Origin of the sequence: Streptomyces sp. DG2A-72 (assembly GCF_030499575.1) — a bacterium.
Lineage (GTDB): Bacteria > Actinomycetota > Actinomycetes > Streptomycetales > Streptomycetaceae > Streptomyces.
This window is the reverse complement of the sequence record NZ_JASTLC010000001.1, coordinates 7029655-7050325: the sequence shown is the minus strand read 5'-3', so window position 1 is coordinate 7050325 and position 20671 is coordinate 7029655. Positions and strand designations below refer to the sequence as shown.

The following is a 20671-nucleotide window of genomic DNA, read 5'->3' as shown; positions in this document are numbered from 1 at the left end:
CGAGCCCATACCCTAGCAGTGGGCCTCTTCAACCTGCGTGGGAACTTGCCGACTTGGCGGCGGATGAGGGTCGGAAAAGGGATGACACGCCAAAGACTCCATCCTAGACACCGGCTCCGGGATCCACATGGGCTGGCCATTGACGTTCGCTTCGCCCAGTTCGGCGCTTCGGTGCCTGCCTCCCTCCGGCCCGACTAGCGCACAACCTGCCTCATCGCGCAGAGCGACATCCAGTTGAGCAGTGGTCCTGCCACTGGTTCCGCCGCCCTCTGACTGACCGCTCGCGGCCCGGGGCACAGGTGGCTTCGCGGGCGCTAACTACCCGGAAAGAGCAGTGGCCCGGCTGGGCAGACCGAGCCGGGCCACTTACCTGTATCTACGCCTCAGAGGTGGCAGACGGAGCAGCCGGCCTCGTCGTCGTCGGAGTCAAGTGCGTCGGACAGGACTTCCAGGAGGGGCCTGTTCGGCTTGACGCGCTTGGCCGCGCGGTCCAGGGCCGCCTGGTGCTTGGCCTCGATCTCATCCTTGCGCTCTATGAGCTCCGGGAGCGACTCGCCCTGTGACCAGGTGTAGTTGCGGCCCTTCATGGCCGTGTGGCGGAACCGGACCTTGTCCTCGTACTCCACGGCCTTGTCGTACAGGTCGGGGTGGCGCTCCTTGAGGCCGACCCACTCGTGCTTGCGCTGGAAGAAGCAGAAGTAGCAGCCCGAGCGCGTGCGCCACTCGTAGTAGCCAGGGAGTCCAATGCCAGCTTCGTCGAGGATGCGCATCACGCCGTCCTTGTCGATGCCATCCTCGCGGAAGGGGAAGACGGCATCGATGTTCGGCTTGGTGCTGACGTAGCCGAGGCGGTTCTCGTCAGCCCGGATCGCGACGTATGAGATGACCTTGTCGTCGCCGACCCACTCCTCCAGCGGCTTGATCTTCAGATTTTTGGTGCACCAGCGCATCTGCGGGCTGGGCAGGGTGCCCTGGTAAACCTCCATCCAGTGATCGAAATCCCGGTCGGCGTTGAGTCGCTCGATGGGCTTACCGAGGGCCGCTTCCAGCCGGTTGAGGTACTCGTACGTCTCTGGCAGTTCAGCACCGGTGTCGCAGAAGAAGTACTCCATCTCCGGCACGCGATCGCGCATGTAGATGGCAAGCGCCGACGAGTCCTTGCCGCCTGAGATACCCAGGACGTGGCGAACCTTCTCCTGGGTGACTGGATCCGTCATACCCCCTCCTTCGTTTCAGTTGCTGTGACAGCCAGCCCATCGGCAACGCGCTGCGCAAGAGCGGCGAGCAGGATCCGAGCGCCGTCGGGTCCGAGGGCCTGCTCAGCCTGCTGCAGTACATCGGCCGCGAGCTGGTCGGCCTGGCCTCGGGACTGTTCCGGCACGTAGATCAGCGTCCGCCGCTCCGCTCCCGTCTTGTCCGTCAAGGTCAACAGCCGCGTCTCCAGATTTACTTCCTGCTCGCGGGTCTCGCCGCTGTCTTGGTAGAGGTGGGCGACGCGGTCGAGGGATGCGGACATCTCGCGTGCAAGGCGAGGGAACATGCCTGCGTCCCGGTCATCCCAGTCTCCGAGCGCCTTGTTAGTGAGGCGGACGACGATCGGGTCGAGCCAGTCCTCGTCAGCGAGGCTCTCGCTGAGCACGAAGTCGACGAAGCCCCGCAGCTCCGGGTTCAGTGACACCGTGGCGAAGCCATTCAGCCGCGCGGCGAGCGTCGACCGAAGCTCGGGAAGCGTCGCGGGCAGACGGAACTCTTCGGCGAGAACCGCGACCACTTCTTCCCTCAGCGTACGCTCGATGCCGGTGATCTCGTCTGCCGCTGCGGTCAGCCTGTCGACATACTCCGTGGCGGCTGCCGCGTTGGCGCGGGTGCCGGCTTCGATGGGAGCGAGGCCAAGCGCCTTGGGCAGAGCCCGGAAGAGCAGATCGTCCGGATCCTGGGAGTTTGCCAGGGCGCTGCGCACGGCGAGTGCATCCGGAGAGATGCGCTTGGTCTTGCGGGCGTAGCTGTTCAAGACCATGACGCGTTCGAGCAACGCCCTGGCTACGGACAGCAGATCGGGGTTACGCAGTGCCTGTGAGCGTGGTGGTTCGACCTTCAGAGACACCAGGAGCTTCTTGATCACGCTGGCGCGCTGCCCCTGCCCGACCGGCGTGTACTTCACGTCGAAACGGACGGGGGCGACGAGGATGCGGTCGACGACATCCGGCGTCAGCCGGGGCAGGTAGGAGCCTTCCTCGAAGAGGGCGACATCGTGTCGGCGGATCACCAGGGCGGTGACGACCAGCAGCGGCCAGACACCGGCCTTCACCCCGTAGGGCGGGCTCATCAGGACCCGGATGATGTGGTCGAGGCTGGTACGCCGGGTTGCCGCGTCCAGCGTCTTCTGCAGCGCCTCCCAGACAGGCTGAGCGTGCTCGTGACCGTCGCCAGGAGCGGAGAAGCCGTACGGCAGCAGGCTGTTGGGGGAATTCTCGGCCTGGATTGTGCCGTTGGCCCGGTGCAGGCCGAGGAAGGCCAGCGCGCCGCTGTAGATGGCTCGCTCCGGACCGTATCTTCCGGCCGTCGCGTCGAAGCCCAGGTACTGCTCGCCGGAGCGGGTGAGCATCGCGTCCAGCACATCGCTGCGGGCACGGGCGGCGTTGCTGGTGAGTGAGTGCCGTCCGAGCATCTCGTTGCGAATGTGCGGGGTGTGCGGGTAGACGCTCTCGCAGGCGAGGGAGACCAGGCCACTGAGGCTGCGGGCCGGCAGGCTCGAGCTGTCGGGGTCCGTCCCCGGGGCGAGTCCGGCGTTCCACAGGTCCCAGGTGGCGTCCTGGGTCGGCGGGTAGAAGGCCGCCTGGATGACCTCCCGCAGCTCGGCCTCCGCCTGGACGGCGCGGTCGGTGACCTCCCGCCGGGCGACGTGATCGAGTTCCTTGTCTTCGAGCAGCTCTCTCAGGGCAATGAGGTGCGTGGCGGAGCTGAGCACCACGTCGGGGTGGGTGGTTGTTCCGAGGATGACCGGCAGCGTCGAGTTGACGGTGGGCAGCTGGTCCCGGGGACCGAGGTGGAAGACGAGCAGTCCATCGGCCGGGTCCTTCAGCTCGTCCGGCGCCTGGATCTCACGGGTTTCTGGGCCGCTGACGGCGGTGAGGAACACCCGCATCATCCCAGTGACCTGACTGTGGCGGCCGGCGACCACAGCGCTGGGGAGGTGCGCGCCAAGGCGCTGGACGATGGAGGCATCGTCGAGGTGACTGATGATCTCCTTCAGCCGGGCGTCGATGTCGAAGTCTGTGCCCTGCCAGACGCGGTACTCACCGCTGAACTCCCGGTGGACGAGGAAGCCGCGGCGGACGAGGTCGGCGAGCTGCTCCTCAAGGCGGGCGAAAGCGCCCGCGTCGGTCAGATCGGTGGGGTCGTGGAGCGCGAGGTGGATCATCTCGCTGGTGGCGCTGAGCGCGCCGTCGGCGTCAATGAGGTTCAGAACGCCGATGGTCTTCAGCAGCGCCTGGTCGGCGTCGGGCAGTCCGTTGGCTTCCTTGATGCGCGCGTCGACTTCGATCCAGCGGCCGGCGTTGGAGGCCGCGAGCAGCGAGGTCCGGCCGGAGTTGAGGAAGTAGTCGTACAGCTGTGGCAGCTGCACTGTGCTGGCGAGTTCGGCATCCGGCCGGGAGTGTGCGGCCAGCGAGTCGCGGACGGTGTTGGGCTCTCCGCTGTTGAGGAAGCCCGACAGGCTGCGGTCGTGCTGGCCGATTTGCGCCGCCAGGATCGGCGCAGCGATCGCCGTCAGTGGGTGCAACGGGTAGAGGCCGGCGAAGTCGTCGCTGGCCAGCTCGGTAAGGACGTTCAGACCGTGGTTCTTCCACGCGAGGGCTGATGCCTGGGCCGACGCGCGGATGAGGTCCTGGCCCGCTGCGTCGACCGCGGAGTGGTCCAGACGCCGGCGCAGGAGCTGCAGGGAGTCGCCGTGGTGCGGGACGAAGGTGACGTCTTCGAAGCGGCCCTGGATCTTTGCCCATTCGCGGATCTTGAGCTCACTGGACCGTGACGCGTAGTCCATGAACGACAGGTGCTGCAGGGTGACCAGGAAGACGGGCAGGCCGTTGGGCCCGGCGCTGAGCTCGGCGAGCTCCTGCAGGAGGAAAAGATCGTGCTCGGCGCCGGAGAATTCGTTGTGCCCGGCAAGATGTTCCAGGGTCTTACCGAACTCGTCGATGATCAGCAAGAGCGGCTGCTGATTGTCGGTCAGGGCCTTGATGGCGGCCATGACCTGCTTCGTCTTCGTCCCGGTCGTCGTCGGGTCTTCGCAGGCCGCGAGTGCTGCGGCGATGTTCTTCGGGATGCGCTTGCCCCAGCGGCGCTTTGCCGCGGTCTCCAGCGCACGGGTCACGGTGGCGACCAGCGGTTCACGCCGCGCGGTGGCCACGGCTCCGAGGAACCCGGTTCCCGTCCGCTCAGCCCGAGCCGTGGCGAGACGCTCGGCGAGGGCTGGGCTGGTGTCCGCAAGGATCCGGTGAGCCTCGTCGCGGCGGTCCTCGTCGCGGCCGAGAAGCGCTTCGATCAGGTTAGCCAGCGTGGACTTCCCGGAGCCGTAGGGTCCGGTGAAGGACCACGCGCGGGGACGCCGCAGGTCGCCGACAGCGTTGGCGATGCGCTCCAGTACGTCAACTGCCTTCGCCCCGACATACGGTCCGTGCAGTTCGTCCTCGACGTCGCGTTCGAGGTTGGTCGACCGCATCTGGGAGCCGACCAGTTCGATTCCGAACGGGAATTGAGGGGTTGCCTCGTCCTGCGGGATGCGGGAGGTCCGCGTGGGAGCTGCGGTGGTCACGCGATCTCCTGAGTCGTGAGCTGGTGGTCCTGGGGCTTGCGTTCGGCCTTCTCAGCCTTCTCGGCCTTCTCGGCCTCCTCTGCTTCGGCCAACAGCGGGTACTGCGCGCTCCATTCGTCCCGGGTGGGAAAGCCGGGGCGCAGGGTGACGTGGTCGTACTGCTCGTCGAGGATGTCCCAGGCGAGCGCCCTCGGATCGCTGGAGAAGGACATGGTCCGCTGGCCGACGGCGTCCACCCGGTTGAGTTCCGGGCGACCCACGGCGACCTTGTCCAGGGCGGCGACGATCTCAGGCTCGCGGACCCGGAAGGCCCGACCGGGCGCTCCGGGCTCGTTGGCAAGCCGCGCCAGGGAGATGGAGCCGGAACTCTCGGTGTCGCGGGCGGCATAGTCGAGGCACGCATAGACCAGGACGTGGGCCGGGAGAGAGGTGCGCGTGCCAGTGGTGAACTGCCACTCCTGCTTGCCCCGGGTGCCCACAGAGGTCAGCAAGTCCAGCTCACGGAAAGGGCAGGCCAAGAGGTCTTCATAGGTGGCGCGGGAACCGCTCTGTTCGACAGGCGTGCGCGCATACATCTTGGTCAGGCACTCGACATCCCGGGTGATCGACGCCTCCACCGGTCCATCACTGAAGGAGAAGTTGACATGCCGCGTCACGACCTGCGTCATATCCGCGACGGTGAAGCGAGAGAACGGAGCAAGGTGAAACGCCGTGTACCACGCGGGGGCCCAGCATTTGGCGCCCGGCCGCGACGACACGAGCCACCAGTGCAACAGCCACAGGCTGCCGGGTTCCTCAAGGTAGGGATCGGCGCCATCCTCGTCGAGCAGCCAGCGCGCTTCCCAAGTAGGGGAGGCGTACTGGGCCTTCGTCTTACCCGACGGGTCCCCGTGCTCACGGGTGAGCTTGAACGCCTTTGACCAGTACCGCATGGCATGGACCATGTTCTTACCCACGCCGAGCCGGACCGGGGCCTCTTCAGCGAGGAAAGCTCCCGGATTCTCCTTGACCCGCATGTACGCCTTATGCAGCCAGCCGAAGCGGGGGGCGAAGGTCTCATGGCGCGCGAAGCTGGAATGTGCGGCTTCCGCGAGCCTGCTGTCTGCCATACGAGGGCCTCTCAAATGAAGAAGAGATAAAGGGAAATGCTGGAGTCAGTGAGCAGCCGCGCCGGCTGTCGCTGCCATGGCGGCGCGCACCTGGTGGACCGCACGCACCACTGCCTCGGCGGCTGCGGCGATCTCGTCCCCGGTTGTGGCGTAGCCGAGGGAGAAGCGCACAGTGCACTCTGCTTCCTCCCGGCTCAGCCCCATGGCGAGCAAGACATGGCTGGGAGTTGGGGCTCCCGAGGCGCAGGCACTTCCGTCGGATGCGGCTATGTGCGGCATGGCGGCCATGACTGCGTCAGCCGGGGCACCCGCAAAGGTGATGCTCGCCACGCCGGGCAGGCGGGGGGCTTGTTGCCCGTTGATGCGGCATCCGTCCACAGCCGTGGTCACCATGTACTCGAGCTGATCGCGCAGTTGGGTCACGCGGGCGACGTCGTCGGCAAGGTCACAGCTGACGGCCGCAGCGGCAGCTCCGGCACCGGCGATCCCGGGCACGTTGAGGGTGCCGGCCCTCCACCCCTTCTCCTGCCCGCCACCGGTGATCAACGGCCTGTACGGCAGCGGTGTACCGCGTCGTACGAACAGTGCGCCAACGCCTTGAGGGCCGCCGAACTTGTGGGCCGACAGGGACAGAAGATCGACGTCCACTTCGGAAAGGTCCAGCGGCAGCCGGCCGATCATCTGTGTGGCGTCCGTGTGGACCAGCGCGCCCGCGGCATGCGCCGCCTTGACGATTGGCGTGAGGTCGGTGAGAACCCCGGTTTCATTATTGGCCGCCATCAGGGAGACGAGACCGATGTCGCCCCGGCCGAGCTCTTCCTCCAGGGCCACGGTTTCCACCAGGCCGTCCGCCCGCATCGGCAAGACGGTCAGCGATCGCGGCTCGTTTTGGGCCAGATCCCGGGCTGTCTCCAGCACCGCGGGGTGCTCTGCACCACTCGTCACAATCCGGGCCCCGCGGCGGTGAGCCGCGCGCAGCGCGAGATTGTTCGCTTCGGTTGCCCCCGACGTGAAGATGATCTCCCCCGGCGAGCAGTTCAGCAGGTCAGCAAGGTGCCGACGAGCGACCTCTACGCGACGGGCGGCGTCCCGGCCGGGGTGATGCACACTCGACGCGTTACCGACGGCCTGCAGGGCGTCCATAACGGCCGCCAACGCCTCGGGCCGAATTGGCGCCGTCGCGTTGTAGTCGAGATACGCCGAAACCGGCCCATCAGACTCATCCCTCATGCCCCACCTCGTCTCGCTCAGCACCGCACACAATCTACTCCTGGTGGAACCCGGACGTGTGCACCGGGGGCAGCACCAGGAGTGAGTCGCGATCGTAACGATCGAGATCGATCAGCCCGCGAAACCGACGCTCGGCCGGAACGCAAACTGTAACTCGAACTAATGTTCCCTATGGCTTGAGCGCCTGCAACCCATATCGGGAAAGGGCATCGGCACAGAGGCCGCACGGGATCCTCTATGGGGCCTGCCGCACTTCATCAGCGCCTCTGAGCTGCGAATATCAATCGCTGAGACCCGAGTGTCAGTGCGTGGGTTTATGGTGATCGGGCACTGTAACTCTGGGGCGACTCAGAGTTGCGGGCAGCTCTGCATGCACAGAACTGAGGCGGGGGCTCCGCAAGTTGACGGTCATTCAGACATTGGGGGAAATCTCCCCTGTTCCGCAGGGGTGGTGAATCGATGACAGCGTGGTCGCCTGGCCTGTCCTTCCAAGCCGTGCTGGACAGCGCTCCCATGCCGTACATCCGCGAGCGGCTCGGCAAGCACATGTGCGCTCTGCTCGACCTCATCGACGGCGGAAGCGCCGGCGATGAGCGGCTCCGAGCAGTCGCTGCCGTGGCGGTGGACGCCGAGAAGCTCGTGTCCAATCAGATAGACCGCGAGGAGCTGCTGCGGCTCCTGCCCGCCGACAAGCAGACAGAGCTTGCCCAACGTCTTGGGGCGGATGGCGCGGGCACCAATGCCCTGGTCTACCTGAACGGTCTGAAGTGGGCGAGTGAGCAACAGCGGGAGCTGCTGGAGTTCTTCGGCTTCAGCGTCGACAGGGCGCCTGCGCTGCCCCCGCTCTTTCGGCAAGACTCCGAACCCGAGTACGGGCTGTTCCCGCACCAACGGCGCGCAGCCGCACGCGTGAAGGAGTTGCTGTACGACGGGCCGCGGCGGGTTGTCCTTCACCTGCCGACAGGCGTGGGCAAGACCCGCACCGGAATGAACCTGATCGCCGACCATCTGCGGCAGCACGAGTCCACGCTCGTGGTCTGGCTGGCGCGTGGGCAGGAACTGCTGGAGCAGGCGGCTGCGGAGTTCGAGCGCGCGTGGTCCAAGCTCGGCGACCGTCCGATTGCGGTCGTCCGGATGTGGGGTGAGGCGCCCACCGATGTGGAGGCGCTGACAGACGGCCTTGTCATCCTGGGGCTGGAGAAGGCCGTCTCCGCAGACAAAAGCGATCCGGAGCTGCTCCGCAAACTCGCATCGCGCAGCACTCTCACAGTCTTCGACGAGGCTCATCAGATCATCGCGCCGACCTACCAGCGAGTGGTGGACGCCCTCACCATCCGCCCCGATGCCAGCTTGCTGGGCCTGACGGCCACCCCCGGCCGGACCTGGGCGGACGTCACGCAGGATGAGCGGCTGTCGGACTTCTTCGCCCGCCAGAAGGTCATGCTGCAGATCGACGGATACAGCAACCCGGTAACCGCCCTCATCGAACAGGGCTACCTGGCCAAGCCCATCATGAAGACCGTCGCCTCCGAAGCCGGCCTGCATCTGTCCGCACGCGATCAGCAACTGCTCGCGAAGTCCTTCGACATCCCGTCGGACATCATCGCGTCGCTGGCCAGCGACGAGCAGTGGAACCTCAAGGTCGTCCAGACCGTGCTGGAGCTACTGGAACGCCAGCACCGCAGGATCCTGGTATTCGCGGCCTCCGTTGACCATTGCCGCCTGATCGCCGCCGTCCTGTCGGCGCTCGGCCTCGATGCCGACTTCGTCACCGGCGAGTCCTCTCCCCGGCACCGGAACGATGCCATCAGACGCTTCAAGGGCGCCGGCCGACGCCCCATGATTCTGTGCAACTTCGGGGTCCTGACCACAGGCTTCGATGCCCCGGCGGCCAGTGCTGCCGTCATCGCCCGACCGACCAAGTCGCTGGTCCTGTACAGCCAGATGGTCGGCCGGGTCATCCGCGGCCCCAAGGCCGGCGGAACCGCCACCTGCGAGATCGTCACCGTCGTCGACCCGGAGCTGCCCGGGTTCGGAGACGTGGCCGAGGCATTCACCAACTGGGAAGACGTATGGGAGACCGCGTGACCGGCGAGGGAAGCAAATACCGGATCGTCAGCCCTTCGCTGACCGTCAAGGCCATGCGCGACAGCGGCTACAAGAACACCGCCTACGCGCTCGCCGAGCTGATCGACAACAGCATCGACGCGGAAGCCACACTGGTTCAGGTCTTCGCCTGTGAGAGCCCGGTGCAGGGCGCCACCCAGACGAGGCACCGGGTGGACGCCATAGCCGTCCTCGACAACGGCAAGGGCATGGACGCCGAACTCCTGCGGCGCGCCCTGAAGTACGGCGATGGCCTCGGGGGCGACCGCAACCGCATCGGGCGCTTCGGCATGGGGCTGCCCAACTCCAGTATGTCCCAGTGCACCAAGGTCGAGGTCTGGTCCTGGACCAATGGGTCCCCGAACGCCATGTACACCTACCTCGATCTTGAGGAGATCAACGGCGGACTCGACGACGTCCCCAGTCCCGTACACCGCCCCGTGCCGGAGTACTGGAGCGACCTCAGCGAGGCACCGCTGGGCACCACCGGCACCCTCGTGGTCTGGTCGGACCTTGACCGAGTCAAATGGCACGGCGCCGGCGCCACCCTGCGGAACACTGCTGAGCTGATCGGCCGTGTGTACCGGCACTACCTCCACGACGGCAAGGTGGAGATCAAGATGGCGCCGGTCCGCGAAGGAAAGGTCCTCGAAGGGGACAACGGGGCGTACTTCGCCGAGCCCAACGATCCCCTGTACCTGATGGACTCAACCGGGACGCCGCCGCCGTTCGGGAACAAGCCCATGTTCGAGCCCTTCGACATGGGCAACGAGAAGGAACCCGGGGTCGCCAACTTCCCGATCACGGTCGACGGGACGAAGCACAACGTGAAGGTGCGGGCATCCATCGCCCGGCCCGAGGCCCGCCGCGCCGACGTCGAAGGTCACCCGTGGCCCGACAACGCGAACCCCAACCGCGACGCCGGTTTCCACCCGTGGGGTCAGCATGCTCGTCGGAACATCGGGATTTCCCTGGTCCGGCAGGGGCGCGAGCTTGACCTCGATTCCAAGTGGGCCATCGGGTACGACCCCGTCGAGCGCTGGTGGGGCATCGAGGTGGAATTCCCCCCGGAGCTCGACGACATCTTCGGCGTCACGAACAACAAGCAGACCGCCACGGTCTTCTCGTCTCTCGCCCACTTCGACTGGACGGCCGAGGCCGAGGGGGACGAGACGCCCAAGGCGTTCAAGGACCGCATCGCCGAATTCGGCGACCCGCGCCTGCCCCTGATCGATCTTGCGCTCTACCTGGAGAAGAACCTCCTGCCCAAAATGCGGCGGAAGCTGAAGCAGCACACGCTGGGCAACCGGGGAGGCAAGAAGCGCCACGACGACGTAGTCACGTCCAAGGCCACGGACGCGGTGAAGCGCCGGCAGGAGGACGGCCACACGGGAACGACCGACCGCCTGGCAGAGGAAGCCACCGAGAACGACAAGCGCCAGGAGCAGTTCGCGGCGCTCACCGAGCGGCATCACCTCGACGAGGACACCGCCCAGTCCATGGTCGACGAGGCGCTTGAGAAAGACTGGCGTGTCCGCTGGATCTCCAGCCCGCAGGACTCCACGGCGTTCTTCAACATCGACCTCATGGCCGGCATGCTGCAGGTGATCTTCAACACCGAACACCCGCTGCACAGCGAGCTGATGACCGTCCTTGAAGACGTGCCCGAAGACGCGAGTGAGACTGAACTCCGCCAACGCCTGACCCGCGCTTCCGACACCTTCAAACTCCTCGTCTTCTCCTGGGCCCGTATGGAGGACGAGATCCCCAACAAGCGGGACCGCGCCAGGATCTCGGACGCCCGGCGCGACTGGGGCCGTTACGCCCGTGACTTCATCGAAGACGGGAGCGATGACGAGTGACGCAGCCGGACCACGTCTGGCAGCAGATAGCCGACCTGGTGAAGGGCGCCACCGCGCGAGTGATCCTCGTGGCGCCCTTCATCAAGAAGGCCGTCTTTGAGGAAATCCTTGCCTCGGTGCCGGCCTCGGTGGAGACGATCGAATGCGTCACGCGCTGGACTCCGGCGGAGGTAGCCGCCGGAGTCTCCGATCCCGAGATCATCGAGGCGGCGGAGCGGGACGAACGCGTGCAGATCACTCTCTGCCCCTCGCTGCATGCCAAGATCTACGTCGCCGACGACCGATGCCTGGTCGGATCCGCGAACCTGACCGGCAAGGCCACCGGCCGAGTCCCCAACGCCAACGTGGAGCTCTTGCTGGATGCGCCCGTCACGCATCTCGAAGTGCAGCGCGTTCTCAGTCTGATCGAGTCCCGCTCGACAGCGGCCACACCCGTGGTGGCCGCCCTTGTCCGGAAGCAGGCAGAACTTCTGAAGGAGGAACGCATCGCGCCCCCGGCCGAGGGTGGACCCGCCCCCCTTTGGTACCCGGAGACGAGGCGCCCGGAGAACGTGTTCGCGCTCTACAGCGGGCGAACGCGATTCACCTCGCCGGTTGAGGCCGGCATCATCCAGGACCTTGCCATGCTCGATGTCCCGGCAGGTTTGGCGGAGCACGACTTCAACGCGGCGGTCGAAGCTCGGCTGCACGCCATCCCAGAACTCCACAAGCTGCTCGTCGGCGAGCGCCTCAGCAACATCGAGCTCGAGAAGGCCATCGTGGACCGGACAGGAGACCCGGAAGACCAGGCACGGAGGACGACGGAGACCCTCGCGGCCTGGTTGCAGCACTTCGGCCGCTATTACACCGAGGTGGGCTCGTGGGAGCTGCGGCCAGGACGGGAGCACACCTAAGATCTGCGTGCACGGCGTAGGGCGGCGGAGCAACTCCCCCACTCATCGCCACCCCACGGAGACGAAGGTGATGGGAAGGCCCCTCATGGCACAGGTGCGGGTCCCGTTCCTGCTGGGCCATGCCGAAATCGCCTCCCTCTATCGAGTGGAGCGCCAAACATCGCAGAAATGGCGGACAGAGGGTGCCCTCGCCGCACCTGACCTGGTCGCGTCCGGCAACCCGTACTGGCTGCTGGCGACGGTAATGCGGCTAGACGGCGTCGGCGACCGCCACGTGGCGCGAGACCGGCTGGCCTCCTACAAGACCGGCATCCCCCGCGGCTACGCGGTCCAGGACAAGGAGGACCTGCCCGTCATCCTCGGCATCCAGGAGGCCGCCCGCGTCCTCGCGCGGGACGCGCAGGCGATCTCCCGATGGCGTAACCGGCGCCAAATCGCCGAGGCTGACTTGACCCTCTCCGGGTCCCCTCTCTGGCTCCTGGAGACCATCGTGGATGATGCGCAACAGCGGCAGCGCACCATCCTCTCGTCCGAGGTCGAGCTGCTGCGTACAGGTCACCGCGCCCCGCAGAAACCACGTGGGCGCAGGCAAAGAGAGCCCCTCTCCCAGCCGCCACACAAGGCCCCGCCCGCAGCACGAACATTCACTGGTGCCGACCAAGCAGCCGCGGCCGAGTTCCTGGCGGCAGTCCTGGCGGAGGGACACTCTGTGATCATCGAGCCGCGACCTTAGTCGGCCTCTCCCTACCTGACTGGGACGGATCCCCAGGACGCTATGCCGCCTAGCTAAGCAGTGTTCGCCGACAGCTGTGAGAGAAACACTTGATACGTCGATGCTTCATCCATACTGTCTCTCACATGCCGATCTTGTCACGCACCCCCGGAGCCCACCACGACAACCCGACGGAAACGGGCCCACGGGCCGTCCTCGACCTGGCCGCTCACCAGTCAAGTGAATACCCGATGAGGGTCATCTCCTACGGAGGCGGCGTCCAGTCGACCGCGCTGCTGGTGCTAGCCGCCCAGCGCGAGATCGACTTCTCCACCTTCCTCTTCGCCAATGTCGGGGACGACAGCGAGCACCCGGCGACCCTCGCGTACGTTCGCGAGATCGCCATCCCTTACGCCGAGCGTGCGGGACTGCACATCTACGAGCTCAAGCGACGCCGCCGTGACGGGGCCACGGAAACCCTCATGCAGCGGCTGAACCGGCCGGATACTCGGTCGATCCCCATCCCGGTCCGTATGGCCAACGGCGCTCCTGGCCGCCGCAACTGCACCGCAGACTTCAAGATCAAGGTGGTCGGGCGGTGGCTTCGGGAGCATGGCGCCACCGCGAAGGCACCGGCGGCGGTCGGCATCGGCATTTCGCTCGACGAAATCCATCGCGCCAACCGTCGGCGGAAGGAAGCCCACGAGGTCATCGAGTACCCCCTCCTCGACCTCGGGCTGCGCCGAGACGACTGCGAGCGCATCATCACCGAGGCCGGCCTGCCGGTACCACCCAAGAGCTCCTGCTTCTTCTGCCCCTTCCGCACCGTCGACGCCTGGCGCCACCAGCGTCGCCACGAGCCCGAATTGTTCGCACAGTCGGTCCGGCTGGAGGAGACGATCAACCGCCGACGGGCGGCGCTCGGCCGGGATGACGTCTATCTCACGCGGTACGGGATCCCGCTCACTCAAGCCATCCCCGATGAGAGCCCGGGGGAAGGCGAAGCCGATGAGGGTGACGGGGCATGCGACTCCGGCTGGTGCATGACCTGATACCTGCCGAGCAGGCCACGACGGGTGGACCCGAAGCCATTGGCGTCGGGCCCACCCGTCGTTTGCCTCTAGGCTGCCGACGTGGCCGTCGCAGGGCGCTGCTGGTCGCGGAATCAGAGCTCGGGCGGCTCGCCGGGCTGGAGGTGGAGAACGGCGAGGTACTCGCCGTAGGGCATTTCTTCGTCCACCCATCGGCTGCCGCCTGCGGAGTCGGGAATCCACATGCCGTCGAGGAGGTACTTGTCGTCGAAGACAGCGACGCGGTTTTCCTTCACCGCCGCGGTCATCAACAGCTGGATCCCCAGCAGCAGTACCGTGGAGGCTTCCTTGGCCGCACAGACCTCGGCGTGTCCGGTGGGAAAGACCTTTCCGTCATCGTCGCTTCCCGGCTCGGGGATGGCGGCGCGGCCCCGGACGGCCATCTCGTGCAGGCCAATCGCCTGGGTCACCGCTGCCGCCACCGAGGGGCCAGCGCCCGGCACGCCGTCCGAGGCATGCGTCCGCAAATGGTCGGCGACCGCATGCGCGCGCACCGGCCACGCGTCGGCGTGGTGTTGCAACTGCTGCTCAGCGGCCTCCACCGCCAGACCAGGCTCCGCGGTGTCCGGGTACAGCAGCCGGACGAATCCTTCGAGTGCTGCGCGCAGGTAGCCGAGACGGACCTGGTGCTGCTGCCACTCCTCCATCATCTCGGTCCAGACGGCGTCGAAGTCGAGGCCCGCTGAGCACATGCCGCCGTCGTCGTAGGACATGTCGAACGTCACCGTGCGAAGGCCCTGGGCGAGACGCAGCCACTTGTAGGCCGTGTCCCAGCCGTTCTGCGCCCCGGGGGTTCCTGTGACGGCGGAGGCATGCTCCACCCAGTCGGTGAGTTCACGGACATGGTCCTCGGGCTCGGACAGCGCGAGGGTGGACAGCGTTCGGTATGAGGGCAGGCAGGAGCCCTCCATCCGGGTGGTGGTCATGGGTGGAGCGTGGCACACGGCACTGACAATCACTGCGGTGCCGAGAGCCGGAGCGAGGCTCAGGTGCTGGTGGTGCGCCGTACGAGCCTGTGGCCTCGCAACTCCCGCTCGCAGCGAACGAGTTCGCGCTCCCATCCCTCTTCTGTGCCGATCAGGTGCGGGCTCTCGTAAAGACCGGCGCGGACCTCGGCGTCCGTGAGCCTCCGGTACTTGGGTGCGTCGGGATCATCCTCGGCAAGGAACTCGTGCTTGCGGTGCAGCAGGGGACGGTTGGTGGAGTCCGCGTACGAGGTGAAGGAGGACTTGAGGGTCTTCAGGTCGACGGCGTACGAGGCCGCGATTCGCGGGTGGGGATCCGCGTCGAACTCGGGATAGTCGAGCCAGCTGACCCCGCGGCCCTGATGGCGGAGCTTGACGACAGACCACTCGCCAGGACGGCCAGCGGCAATGCTCGCGCACTGCTCGTACAGGCGCAGCACGGCCGGGATCCGATGGAGTGCGCGGCGGTGAACGTACAGGGCGGTCGCGGTGAACTTGCCGGCGATCGATCCGTTCATCGCCCGGCGGACGTAGGCGTCGTCGCGCAGTTTGAACAGCAGCCGATCCGCTCGGTGGCACGCCTCGGTGTACGACGGGAAGAAGGCACGGATGTCCAGTTGAACTGGCAGGGGCAGACTGCTGACCGGGCCTCGGCCGTGAAACAGCTCCAGCGCGAGGAACTGCAGTGTGTCGAGGGCTCCGCGCTCGGCGCTTCGTTCTACCTTCGCGGGGTCGGCTTCCTGCTCGGCAAGGCGCTTGAGTTCAGCGGGGCGCAGGTGGCCAAGGAGGCTGATGATGGGCTGCGGCATTTCCTCCAGCTGAGGCATCCTGCCGCGCTGTTCGAGATGATCGACGACCGAGGTGATCGCCGAGGCGGTGTCCTCGGACGCCAGCCACCCCCCGTCAGGAGCGACCTGTCGGGCGAGGTAACTCAGGCGGGCCACATCGTCCTTGAACGCGTAAACGATGCCGGGCGCCGCCGACACGCAGCGGACGCCGGTGGCCTCCTCGACGTAGTCGCGCAGCTCGCCAGCGGCGTACAGGCGCTGGAAGGTGCGGCGCTGCGTGAGAATGCCGTCGCCGTACTCCGCGCCTTTGATCTGGTTGCGCTCCCACCTCAGCCGCGCGGACACGACCAGCACCGATTTAGCGAGGTCCCAGGCTCGTAGGAGCGTCTCGCGTCGTTCGGCGGGATCCTCAATGACGTTCAGGACGTAGGTGAGAAGGACCACCTCGGCCGGCTCACGCCGCCCGTCCGGGAAGTGGACCGGGTCCCACCCCGCGGCATCGAGGCCGAGGTGCTGCAGTGCCCGTACATCGCCGCCACGTCCGCACCCGTAGTCCAGTACTCCCGTGTCGGGTTCCAGCTGGAGGTCGCCGACGGCGCGACGAGCCGGCAGCGAGAGGCCGACTCGGCCGATCGCGGTCTGATGCCTCTGGCTGCTCCACAGCTGCTGTGTCATCGGCGTCCCCTGATTCCACGGACAGGCCAGCATGCGACAGCACCGAACCTTAACTGACACCCGATCCGGCGACCCGGCTTACGCGGAGTCGCGCCTCCCTGCTGACCTCGGGTGACGCTGCTCTCGTGACGATTGCGGGCGTGGCGGGTCGTCCAGGTGACGACGCCGAGGGTCTGCCCGAGTTACGCCTGAAGCCAGCAGGAGGGCGCGACTGCCGCGCAGGTGACCCGGATCTCCGAAGAGGTGTGCCGCTCGCTTCAGCGCAGGGTGATGGGGCACTTGGGCACGCCGTTGGCGAGTAGCCCGGCAATCAGGCTGAGGAGGCCGTCGGGATAGATCGTCTCCGGCGTCTCCCGCAGTTCTTGCAGCGTCCACCAGCGGTGGGCCTGGATGTTGTCGGGCTGAGTGGCTCGGGCAGGGTCGGCATCCGCGGGCTCAAGGTGGGCTAGAAAGTACCGCTCAACCTGCCGGACTACCCGCCCGCCGACGGTTTGCTCCTGGCTGCGCTGGGCCAGCTGCGTGCCTAGCGCGACGTTCTTTTCATCGACGCCGAGTTCTTCGCGCAGTTCGCGGAGCGCGGCAGCAGCGTGGTCCTCCCCTGCCTCCAGGGCGCCGCCGGGGGTGGCCCCTGCAACCAATGCCCTCGGAGATCACCCAGCCCTGGACCAGCCGGTCCAGGCCAGTGTTGCGGATCTTCGATTCCTGTTGGACAACGCGGCCATTGGTGACGATCACGCAGGTCCAGCCATTGGCGAGCGTCGTGGTGAGCGCTTCGCGGGTGGTCTCAGCCAGTACGACGCGATCAGCCGCGCCACGGTCGAGAAGCGTCCGGATAGCACTCACGGGAGGCGCCGCCCCGTAGCGGTCCGCCATGGCCTCGGCGACAGCCGGCTTGGGCGTGTAGCCGCTCGCGTCGAGAGCCATCAGCCATTCGATGTCGGTTTCAGGCAGCGCGTGCTCCGCCAGGAGCGCTGTCGCTGCGGCCCGGAATGCAGCATCGCGATCGACCAAGGTGTTGTCGAGATCCAACATCAGCAACGGCATGATCGGCAGTAGATCACGAGCCACGGCCTCCGGGCACTTGGGTTTTCGGGCCGCATCGGTGTGATCTCAAGATGGGTCAACTAAGCCTGGCAGATCAGTCCGTCACGCAGCGGAATCGATACACCTACAACACTCGTCATGATGCGCTGGCGGCCAAGCCTTATCGCCCGAAGTACCTCTGCCAGCGCTCCCGGCAGTCGATGGGATGCTGCAGGCTGGTGTCGAGCAGGTAGATACCGTCCTTGAAAGTGCGGAGGCCGATCGACTCCCACACCTCGGCGATCCTGGCCTGCGCCTTAGCGAATCCGGGCTCGTCATCATCGAATTCCCCTTCAGCCGGGGCGGGCTCGCAAGCCACTGCGGCGCACCCTGGCGACAGGCGGCGGATGGCCTCCGCGGCAACCAGAGCCCCGATCCCGAATCCGCGGAACTCGGCATTCAGCCGGACTCGATCCATAATCAGGAGATCCCCCACCCCTTCGACCATCTCCTGGAATTCCGGAGACCAGTGCAGCCCTGGGGTCATGGCATATTCAGGCTCCGTGCACACTGAGACGACCTTCTCGATGTCTCCGGTGTAGGAGTCCGCCGCTTCCCAACCGGAATCCTTTGTGTAGCTGCGAATCCGTACGAAGGACATGTCACCGATCGGAATGCCGGTCTCGGAGAACTCACACGTCCCGTCTTCCCGGCACCGCGGGCAGTCGTCCTCGCCATGATAGCGGCTGATCTCGACGGGCCAGACCTCTAGCGTGTCCTCGAACTCGAAGGGGACAGCGGGGTGGCTGTGGCTGTACCGCAGCATGATGTCCTGCGCGTCAAAGGGAAGATCTGCGACCGGACGGCGAGGGGTGTAGGCCATGCCTCGGACACTACCGACACTCCCGCCGGTAAAACAGGAACAGGCACCGTCCGAGCGAGCAACCCGCTCACAGTGTTGACCGTGCATCGCGCGGAGCCCATCGGCCTGCCCCTACCTGAGGCCGGGACGCTACGACACAGCAGCCGGGGATTAGGCGCGCCGCCATGTAGCACGGAATCCCCGGTTAGCGAAACCGGGGATCCTCCGCACCATTAGTAGTCCACCGCCACTTCCCACCCGCTCCTGTCGAGAGGCACTGAGACGACCGCAATCCACAACTTCACTCCCCGCCCGGTCCGTCCACGCTCCGCGCAGACGCATCAGCCGAACCTCTGCTACGCCACGGCGTAGCTGAGGCGGAACAGGTCCTGGGCTCGCTCCAGGTCCCGCTCCGTGCGCAGCTGCACCTCTAGATCGCCGGTGCCGTGGTGGCCAAGTCCTGTCACGTCCCGGGTGAACCCGGGGACGAGGTCGACCTCCTTCGGGTCGGCCTTGAGGTAGACGAGGAGCTTGGTCTGCCGGGGCGGGCAGACGCAGGCGAAGTTCCGCAGACGCTGGTACGCCAGATAGGTCCTGTTCTCAACCTTGGTGATGTCGTCACCGAGCCCGAGCAGAACCTCGTCGACCGACGCAGTTAGCTCAGCCATGGCCTTGTCCGCGCCCGCCCGTGTGCTACCCAGCGCTTCAGCCGCGGGGCGACGCCGGCATGCGCCAGGGCCGACCGGCCGACCAGAGACCGAAGCGACTGTCTCAAGGCCGATGTGTTCGGTGCCGAAGAAGCGGTAGCGGACCAGGTCGATGCTGCGCCGGTGCTCGCGTACGGCGTGCACGTCGTATCGGGTGAAGTCGCCGGCTACGCAGATCAGCCTGGGTGCGCTCCAGAGCACCTGGGCCGCGACTGCGGCCCCGAGCCGGTCGCGGACCAGGTGCCGGAACTCCGCCTTGTGATCCATCAGCCAGGACATGTAGTAGAGGCCCTGATGAATCACCCCGGCATCGGTGCCGCGCTTGAATTCCACGACCACCGGCGCGCCGTTCTCGTCGATGCCCAGCGAGTCGATCCGGCCGCCATGGACGGGCCCGGTGCTGTACTCGCTCGCCAGGAACCGCACCCCGAGCATCGCCTGCATGTTCGCCTCGATGAGGTCCTGCACCTCTGCCTCGACCTCAGCGAGACGCGGCATAACCTCGGTCACGCCGCTCGTGGTGCTGAACAGCCTCAGACCCGACACCTTCCCTCCTCGATGTTGCGGTGGCCGAGGGGCAACATCAGAGACTGCTGGATTATTTCCAGCTGGATCGCGGGATCATCTCAAGGAGGCACCCGCAGGACATCGCGACACAGCAAACGGGACACTAGCGACAATGCAAGGCATTTCTGCTTCGTGGGCCATTTGTGGGCCAACGCCCCTAACGAGCCGTCAGATAGGCGGCTGACCTGCGAAGACGGCGCTAAAGCCAACGGCCTCCGGAGCCGTGTGCGCAGGTTCGAATCCTGCCGGGGGCACCTTGGATTAGGTGCCCAAAGACCCCGCCATCAGCGCGTTAGCTGAGTGCGGGGTCTTCGCGTATGTGCAGGCGGATGCGGTCGAATGCAGCGCCATGACAATGATCACGTAATGACCACGTAATGATCTTGGCGCTCCTTTCCACAGGTCAGGGCACGTCCAACGTGATCCCGGCGAGCTCATGGACGGCACGTAGGAACGCCGTCATGTCAGACAGATCGTCGAGGCGACTCTCGTAGGCCTCGATCCGCTGTGCGAAGTCGATCGCCAAGGTGTCAATCCGCAATTGGAGGTCAGCGAGAGAAGCGACCGTGATCGCATCGTAGTAGCCGACGTCGGAGCCAATCGTCAGGTCGACGAAGACATCCGCATCCCTGAGGACCGAGGGCAGGCTCGGTCGCGCGGAGCCGCACAACGAAGCGACAAGAGCCGCCCGACGGTCGATGCCGGGGGCAACACCGAAGAGGGTGATCTCTGCGGTTGCGTCCAGCAGGACTGCATGGAGGAGACGGACGAGATCTCGTGGTGCTGAGAGCTCGAACAGCCCGGCGCGATTGGTGTTCCCCCAGGAATCGGGCTTGTGCCGGTCAGCAGTCGAGCGCCCTGGGACGAAGCCGTTGTCTCGCACCGCGTGGGGATCTTCTGCTTCGATCTCGTACTCCCAGTCGACGAGCACAGGCTCGCGCCCCAGAGCCTGCGCGGCATCGTCTCGGTAGTACGTGGGGATCGCGTATCGGGTCAGGCCTGCTGTCAGCCGCCAAGCCAGGCCCAGGTAGACGGCCATCTCTTCCGTGTTGTTGTTGTTCACCGCGTATTCGGTGAAGGGAGTTGGTCCCGGCGGCCACCCCTGGAACAGGCCCGGCCAGTGCTGAGTCACGGCTGCCTCCGAGCCGGGAAGGTAGCGATAGACATTCATGCCCGGCGTCTGTGAGGCCTGGAAGTGAAGGGGATGCACAGCCGCAACCTAGGCCCCGTGCTTCCTCACCACTAACGGATTGTTGCAATGGAGCCGA

General features: G+C 66.2%; 16 protein-coding genes. 5 read left to right on the top strand and 11 right to left on the bottom strand.

What is annotated here, in order from left to right:
• Positions 1 to 383 precede the first annotated feature (383 nt).
• The 4 genes from QQY66_RS33595 to QQY66_RS33580 are packed head-to-tail and all read right to left on the bottom strand — an operon-like array spanning position 384 to position 7152.
• On the bottom strand, positions 384 to 1217 hold the full coding sequence (locus QQY66_RS33595; protein WP_126272101.1) for a phosphoadenosine phosphosulfate reductase family protein: 834 nt from the start codon (positions 1215 to 1217) through the stop codon (positions 384 to 386).
• A complete protein-coding gene (locus QQY66_RS33590) occupies positions 1214 to 4813 on the bottom strand; it encodes an ATP-binding protein (protein WP_301984063.1) in 3600 nt (1199 codons plus the stop codon). Before QQY66_RS33590 ends, QQY66_RS33595 begins: the two co-directional genes overlap by 4 nt.
• Complete coding sequence (locus QQY66_RS33585; protein WP_301984062.1) at positions 4810 to 5922, bottom strand: DUF4007 family protein; 1113 nt, start codon at positions 5920 to 5922, stop codon at positions 4810 to 4812. Before QQY66_RS33585 ends, QQY66_RS33590 begins: the two co-directional genes overlap by 4 nt.
• Positions 5923 to 5967: 45 nt before the next feature.
• On the bottom strand, positions 5968 to 7152 hold the full coding sequence (locus QQY66_RS33580) for a cysteine desulfurase family protein (RefSeq protein ID WP_301984061.1): 1185 nt from the start codon (positions 7150 to 7152) through the stop codon (positions 5968 to 5970).
• 615 nt (positions 7153 to 7767) lie between these two features.
• Between QQY66_RS33580 and QQY66_RS33575 the strand changes: the two genes are divergently transcribed.
• The 5 genes from QQY66_RS33575 to QQY66_RS33555 all read left to right on the top strand — a co-directional run bounded on the left by QQY66_RS33575 (position 7768) and on the right by QQY66_RS33555 (position 13777).
• The gene (locus tag QQY66_RS33575; protein WP_301984060.1) at positions 7768 to 9240 is read left to right on the top strand and encodes a DEAD/DEAH box helicase; all 1473 of its coding nucleotides are present in this window, start codon (positions 7768 to 7770) and stop codon (positions 9238 to 9240) included.
• Positions 9237 to 11120, top strand: coding sequence for an ATP-binding protein (locus tag QQY66_RS33570; protein WP_301984059.1), 1884 nt, complete (start codon positions 9237 to 9239; stop codon positions 11118 to 11120). Before QQY66_RS33575 ends, QQY66_RS33570 begins: the two co-directional genes overlap by 4 nt.
• 38 nt (positions 11121 to 11158) lie before the next feature.
• A complete protein-coding gene (locus tag QQY66_RS33565; RefSeq protein WP_301984058.1) occupies positions 11159 to 12013 on the top strand; it encodes a phospholipase D family protein in 855 nt (284 codons plus the stop codon).
• Positions 12014 to 12098: 85 nt separating this feature from the next.
• On the top strand, positions 12099 to 12746 hold the full coding sequence (locus QQY66_RS33560; protein ID WP_301984057.1) for a hypothetical protein: 648 nt from the start codon (positions 12099 to 12101) through the stop codon (positions 12744 to 12746).
• A gap of 125 nt (positions 12747 to 12871) precedes the next feature.
• Positions 12872 to 13777, top strand: coding sequence for a phosphoadenosine phosphosulfate reductase (locus tag QQY66_RS33555; protein ID WP_301984056.1), 906 nt, complete (start codon positions 12872 to 12874; stop codon positions 13775 to 13777).
• Positions 13778 to 13890: 113 nt separating this feature from the next.
• Here QQY66_RS33555 and QQY66_RS33550 read toward each other — a convergent pair whose 3' ends face one another.
• The 7 genes from QQY66_RS33550 to QQY66_RS33520 all read right to left on the bottom strand — a co-directional run bounded on the left by QQY66_RS33550 (position 13891) and on the right by QQY66_RS33520 (position 20574).
• The gene (locus QQY66_RS33550; RefSeq protein WP_301984055.1) at positions 13891 to 14742 is read right to left on the bottom strand and encodes a hypothetical protein; all 852 of its coding nucleotides are present in this window, start codon (positions 14740 to 14742) and stop codon (positions 13891 to 13893) included.
• Positions 14743 to 14801: 59 nt separating this feature from the next.
• A complete protein-coding gene (locus tag QQY66_RS33545) occupies positions 14802 to 16244 on the bottom strand; it encodes a DNA phosphorothioation-associated putative methyltransferase (protein ID WP_301984054.1) in 1443 nt (480 codons plus the stop codon).
• 257 nt (positions 16245 to 16501) lie between these two features.
• Complete coding sequence (locus tag QQY66_RS33540; protein ID WP_301984053.1) at positions 16502 to 16882, bottom strand: NUDIX hydrolase; 381 nt, start codon at positions 16880 to 16882, stop codon at positions 16502 to 16504.
• On the bottom strand, positions 16785 to 17288 hold the full coding sequence (locus QQY66_RS33535) for an HAD family hydrolase (protein WP_301987787.1): 504 nt from the start codon (positions 17286 to 17288) through the stop codon (positions 16785 to 16787). The genes QQY66_RS33540 and QQY66_RS33535 overlap by 98 nt, the downstream gene beginning before the upstream one ends.
• A 160-nt stretch (positions 17289 to 17448) precedes the next feature.
• Positions 17449 to 18150: a hypothetical protein gene (locus QQY66_RS33530; RefSeq protein ID WP_301984052.1), complete on the bottom strand. Its 702-nt coding sequence runs from the start codon at positions 18148 to 18150 to the stop codon at positions 17449 to 17451.
• Between the two features lie 335 nt (positions 18151 to 18485).
• Positions 18486 to 19382: a DUF5655 domain-containing protein gene (locus tag QQY66_RS33525; RefSeq protein WP_301984051.1), complete on the bottom strand. Its 897-nt coding sequence runs from the start codon at positions 19380 to 19382 to the stop codon at positions 18486 to 18488.
• Positions 19383 to 19806: 424 nt separating this feature from the next.
• Positions 19807 to 20574 carry a hypothetical protein gene (locus QQY66_RS33520; RefSeq protein WP_301984050.1) on the bottom strand — a complete coding sequence of 256 codons (768 nt, stop codon included), beginning with the start codon at positions 20572 to 20574 and terminating at the stop codon, positions 19807 to 19809.
• Between the last annotated feature and the right edge of the window lie 97 nt (positions 20575 to 20671).

Excerpts from the sequence above, each read along its gene's own strand:
- QQY66_RS33595 (WP_126272101.1), bottom strand. The coding sequence starts at position 1,217 with ATGACGGATCCAGTCACCCAGGAGAAGGTTCGCCACGTCCTGGGTATC.
- QQY66_RS33585 (WP_301984062.1), bottom strand. The coding sequence starts at position 5,922 with ATGGCAGACAGCAGGCTCGCGGAAGCCGCACATTCCAGCTTCGCGCGC.
- QQY66_RS33580 (WP_301984061.1), bottom strand. The coding sequence starts at position 7,152 with ATGAGGGATGAGTCTGATGGGCCGGTTTCGGCGTATCTCGACTACAAC.
- QQY66_RS33560 (WP_301984057.1), top strand. The coding sequence starts at position 12,099 with ATGGCACAGGTGCGGGTCCCGTTCCTGCTGGGCCATGCCGAAATCGCC.
- QQY66_RS33555 (WP_301984056.1), top strand. The coding sequence starts at position 12,872 with ATGCCGATCTTGTCACGCACCCCCGGAGCCCACCACGACAACCCGACG.
- QQY66_RS33550 (WP_301984055.1), bottom strand. The coding sequence starts at position 14,742 with ATGACCACCACCCGGATGGAGGGCTCCTGCCTGCCCTCATACCGAACG.
- QQY66_RS33545 (WP_301984054.1), bottom strand. The coding sequence starts at position 16,244 with ATGACACAGCAGCTGTGGAGCAGCCAGAGGCATCAGACCGCGATCGGC.
- QQY66_RS33535 (WP_301987787.1), bottom strand. The coding sequence starts at position 17,288 with ATGCCGTTGCTGATGTTGGATCTCGACAACACCTTGGTCGATCGCGAT.
- QQY66_RS33530 (WP_301984052.1), bottom strand. The coding sequence starts at position 18,150 with ATGGCCTACACCCCTCGCCGTCCGGTCGCAGATCTTCCCTTTGACGCG.
- QQY66_RS33520 (WP_301984050.1), bottom strand. The coding sequence starts at position 20,574 with ATGAATGTCTATCGCTACCTTCCCGGCTCGGAGGCAGCCGTGACTCAG.